The following is a 3,835-nucleotide window of genomic DNA, read 5'->3' as shown; positions in this document are numbered from 1 at the left end:
GCGCGTTGGGCGATGTGCTGCTGGCGCTGCCGGGCCTGTTCATCGCCGGCGTGGCCAGCTTTGCCGCCGGGCATATCGTGGCCATTTCCTTCTATATTCGCCACCGCCGCGCTGCAGGCGCCAGCGATTGGTTGGGGGCGGCACTGCTGCTGATCATGGGGGTGGCGATGCCGCCGCTGCTCACGCCAGCGGGGATGAGCTTTGGCCAGACACTGGCCTATTCCGTGCTGCTCACCGGCATGGCCGCCAGCCTCTGGCTCAGCCGTTTTCCGCGGCTGGCGGGTCTGGGCGCCATCGCCTTTGTGCTGTCAGACTGTATCATCGTGCTGAATCTGGGCGGCGGCAAACTGATCGGCCCCACAACCGACGGCGCGTTGATCTGGGGCCTGTATTTTGGCGGCCAATGGCTGATTGCGCTGGGCGTGGGGCGCGGGCTCCTCGCCCGCGCCGCCCGCACGTCTTAGGCCCCGTACCCTTCAGGCGTCGCCCGGCGGTTCGCTGGCCGGCGCATCGGTATCCGCCACTTCCACCGCATCAATCACGTCGTCGGCGGCTTCATCGGCCGGGATCAGCGCGGCTGAAACCACATGCTCGTCATCGGCCACCTTGAACAACGTCACCCCGTTGGTGGCGCGGCCCATGATGCGGATATCGCCGGCGCGCAGGCGGATCAGCTTGGCCTGGTCGGTCACCAGCATGACGTCGTCGCTGTCACGCGCGGTGAAGCTGGCCAGCATATCGCCATTGCGATCGCTTTCGGCGATGTTGCGGATGCCCTGGCCGCCTCTGCCCGATTGGCGATATTCAAATGCCGAACTGCGCTTGCCAAAACCATTGGCGGTCACCGTCAGGATGAACTCCTCGGCGGCTGCAAACTGGCCCATGCGGGTTTCCGAAAGCACGCGCTCTGCAGGCTCGTTCTTCCAGGCTGCCGCCTTCAGATAATCCTCGCGCTCTTCGGTGCTGGCGGCAAAGCCCTTCAGGATCGCCATCGACACCACTTCATCGCCGGCGGCCAGCGACATGCCGCGCACACCGGTGGAAGTGCGGGAAACAAACTCGCGCACATCATCAACCGGGAACCGGATGGCCTTGCCGCTCTTGGCAGCCAGGAACACGTCATCAACCTCGTCGCACAGCGCCACGCCGATCAGCCGGTCATCATCGCCCTCTTCAAAACGGATGGCGAGCTTGCCGGCGGTCGGCACGCTGGTGAAACTGTCCATGGCGTTGCGCCGCACACTGCCGTGGGCGGTGGCAAACATCACGTTCAGGCGGCTCCATTCGGCCTCGTCTTCCGGCAATGCCAGCGTGGTGATGATCGTCTCACCATCGGCCAGCGGCAGCAGATTGTTGATCGGCTTGCCCTTGGCCTGCGGGCTGCCCTGCGGCAGTTTCCACACCTTCAGGCGATAAACCTTGCCGGCACTGGAGAAGAACAGCACCGGATTGTGGGTGGAGGTGACCAGCAGCGTCGTCACTGCATCCTCGTCCTTGGTGCCCATGGCGTTGCGGCCCTTGCCGCCGCGGCCCTGCGCGCGATATTCGGCCAGCGCCACTCGCTTGATCCAGCCATCGCGGGTCACGGTCACCACCATGTCCTCAACTTCGATCAGGTCTTCGTCGTCGATATCCTCGGCGTTGAACACCAGTTCGGTGCGGCGCTTGGATTGGAATTCGTTGGCAACATCGTCCAGCTCGGCATTCAGCACGGAACGCAGGCGCACCCGGCTGGTCAGGATATCGAGCAGATCGGCAATGCTGTCGGCCAGTTCCTGCAATTCCTTGCCGATTTCATCGCGGCCCAGTGCCGTAAGTTTCTGCAGGCGCAGATCAAGAATAGCACGCACCTGCAGTTCCGAAAGCCGGATTGTGGCCGCGTCCACGTCCACCGTGCCGGCTTCGACCAGCGCCAGATAGGGGCGGATTTCGCTGGCATCCCAATCCCGCGCCATCAGCGTTTCGCGCGCTTCGGCCGGGCTGGCGCTGCCGCGAATGATGCGAACCACTTCATCCAGATTGGCAACCGCGATCACCAGGCCGATCAACAGGTGCGCCCGCTCACGCGCCTTCATCAATTCATGCTTCGAACGGCGGGTGATGACCTGCTCGCGGAACTCCACAAAGGCGTGGATGATGTCCCTCAGGCCCATCAGTTCCGGGCGGCCGCCACGGATGGCCAGCATGTTGAACGCAAAACTCTGCTGGGCCGGCGTGTTGCGCCACAACTGGTTCAGCACCACTTCGGGCGTCGCATCGCGCTTCAGATCGAGCACGATGCGCACGCCTTCACGATTGGATTCATCGCGCAGATCGGAAACGCCCTCGATGCGCTTGTCCTTCACCGCTTCGGCGATCTTTTCCACCAGCGCGTTCTTGCCCTGCTGGAACGGAATTTCGGTCAGCACGATGGCGCGCTTGTCGCCGCGGCCTTCTTCCACCACATGGCGGGATCGGATGCGAATGCTGCCGCGTCCGGTTTCATAGGCCTGCTTCAACTGGCTCGAACCCAGGATGATGCCGCCGGTGGGGAAATCCGGGGCGGGCAGATGGTGCATCAGCCCTTCAACGCTGATCAGCGGATCGGCCAGCCAGGCCCGCACCGCATCAATCACTTCGTTCAGATTGTGCGGCGGGATATTGGTCGCCATGCCCACCGCGATGCCGCCGGCACCGTTGACCAGCAGGTTGGGGAAACGCGCCGGCAACACCGTCGGTTCCTGTTCAGAACCGTCATAGTTGGCGACGTAATCAACCGTGTCCTTCTCGATATCGGCCAGCAGTGCCTCGGCCGATTTCGCCAGCCGCGCTTCGGTATAGCGCATGGCGGCCGGGGCATCCGGGTCCATCGAACCGAAATTGCCCTGCCCGTCGATCAACGGCAGCCGCATCGACCAATCCTGCACCATGCGCGCCAATGCATCGTAAATCGCGCTGTCACCGTGCGGGTGATATTTGCCCATCACATCGCCAACGATGCGCGCCGATTTGCGATAGGCCTTGTTGTGGGTGAAGCCGTTTTCGTAACTGCCCCACAGGATGCGGCGATGGACGGGTTTCAGCCCATCACGCACATCGGGCAGCGCCCGGGAAACGATGACCGACATGGCATAATCAAGGAAACTCGTCCGCATTTCCGTGACGATGGAAATCGGCTTGATATCGGGCTCGCCGGCGGGGGGTGTAGTGGTTGATACCATTGGGTTTTTCTTGGGCTTTCCGCGCGAGTTTCAGATGCCCATTTGGATTAGGGGAATGTGCGACAAAACGCCAGTGGAAAGGCATCGCTCAGCCCCTTCCCTGTCATGCTGGCGAAGGCCAGCATCCATCGTAGACCGCGGGTCCGTTTGGCGACCAATAGCACCCCAGCGGCGCGGTGGATGCTGGCCGTCGCCAGCATGACAAGTTGGGACGTAAGGCGCTCAATACCCCAACGGTGGAAAGCCCCAATCCACGGCCAGATCCAACCACTGCAGATTATTTTCCTCGATCACCCTGATCTTCCACTCCCGCTTCCAGAACTTCATCGCTTTCTCGCGGCGGATGGCATCGGCAATGTCGGGATAGGCTTCGTTCCACACAATGCGCTTCACGTCATATCGCGAAGTGAAGCCTTCGAAATGCCCCGTGCGATGCTGCTCCACCCGGTTCATCAGGTTGGAGGTAACACCCAGATACAGTGTCCCGCGCGGTTGGCTGGCCATCAGATAGACCCAGCCGGGTTTGGACACCGCATCTACCCTTCCCTGTCATGCTGGCGAAGGCCAGCATCCATCGTAGACCGCGGGTCCGTTTGGCGACCAATAGCACCCCAGCGGCGCGGTGGATGCTGGCC

Annotated in this window: 3 protein-coding genes; 1 reads left to right on the top strand and 2 read right to left on the bottom strand. The window is 62.4% G+C overall.

Annotated elements, in window-relative coordinates; all coding sequences use genetic code 11:
• On the top strand, positions 1-464 hold a 464-nt coding region (locus RMO81_RS08365), incomplete at its 5' end, for a lysoplasmalogenase family protein (RefSeq protein WP_310475369.1).
• A 12-nt stretch (positions 465-476) separates the two neighbouring features.
• Here the strand turns inward: RMO81_RS08365 and gyrA are convergent.
• Both gyrA and RMO81_RS08355 read right to left on the bottom strand, forming a co-directional pair.
• Positions 477-3,200 carry a DNA gyrase subunit A gene (gene gyrA / locus RMO81_RS08360; protein WP_310475368.1) on the bottom strand — a complete coding sequence of 908 codons (2,724 nt, stop codon included), beginning with the start codon at positions 3,198-3,200 and terminating at the stop codon, positions 477-479.
• Between the two features lie 222 nt (positions 3,201-3,422).
• Positions 3,423-3,731 carry a GIY-YIG nuclease family protein gene (locus RMO81_RS08355; protein ID WP_310475367.1) on the bottom strand — a complete coding sequence of 103 codons (309 nt, stop codon included), beginning with the start codon at positions 3,729-3,731 and terminating at the stop codon, positions 3,423-3,425.
• Positions 3,732-3,835 lie beyond the last annotated feature (104 nt).

The sequence above is a fragment of the Sandarakinorhabdus sp. genome, assembly GCF_031422795.1.
Lineage (GTDB): Bacteria > Pseudomonadota > Alphaproteobacteria > Sphingomonadales > Sphingomonadaceae > Sandarakinorhabdus.
This window is presented reverse-complemented; position numbering and strand designations above follow the sequence as displayed.

Excerpts from the sequence above, each read along its gene's own strand:
- gyrA (WP_310475368.1), bottom strand. The coding sequence starts at position 3,200 with ATGGTATCAACCACTACACCCCCCGCCGGCGAGCCCGATATCAAGCCG.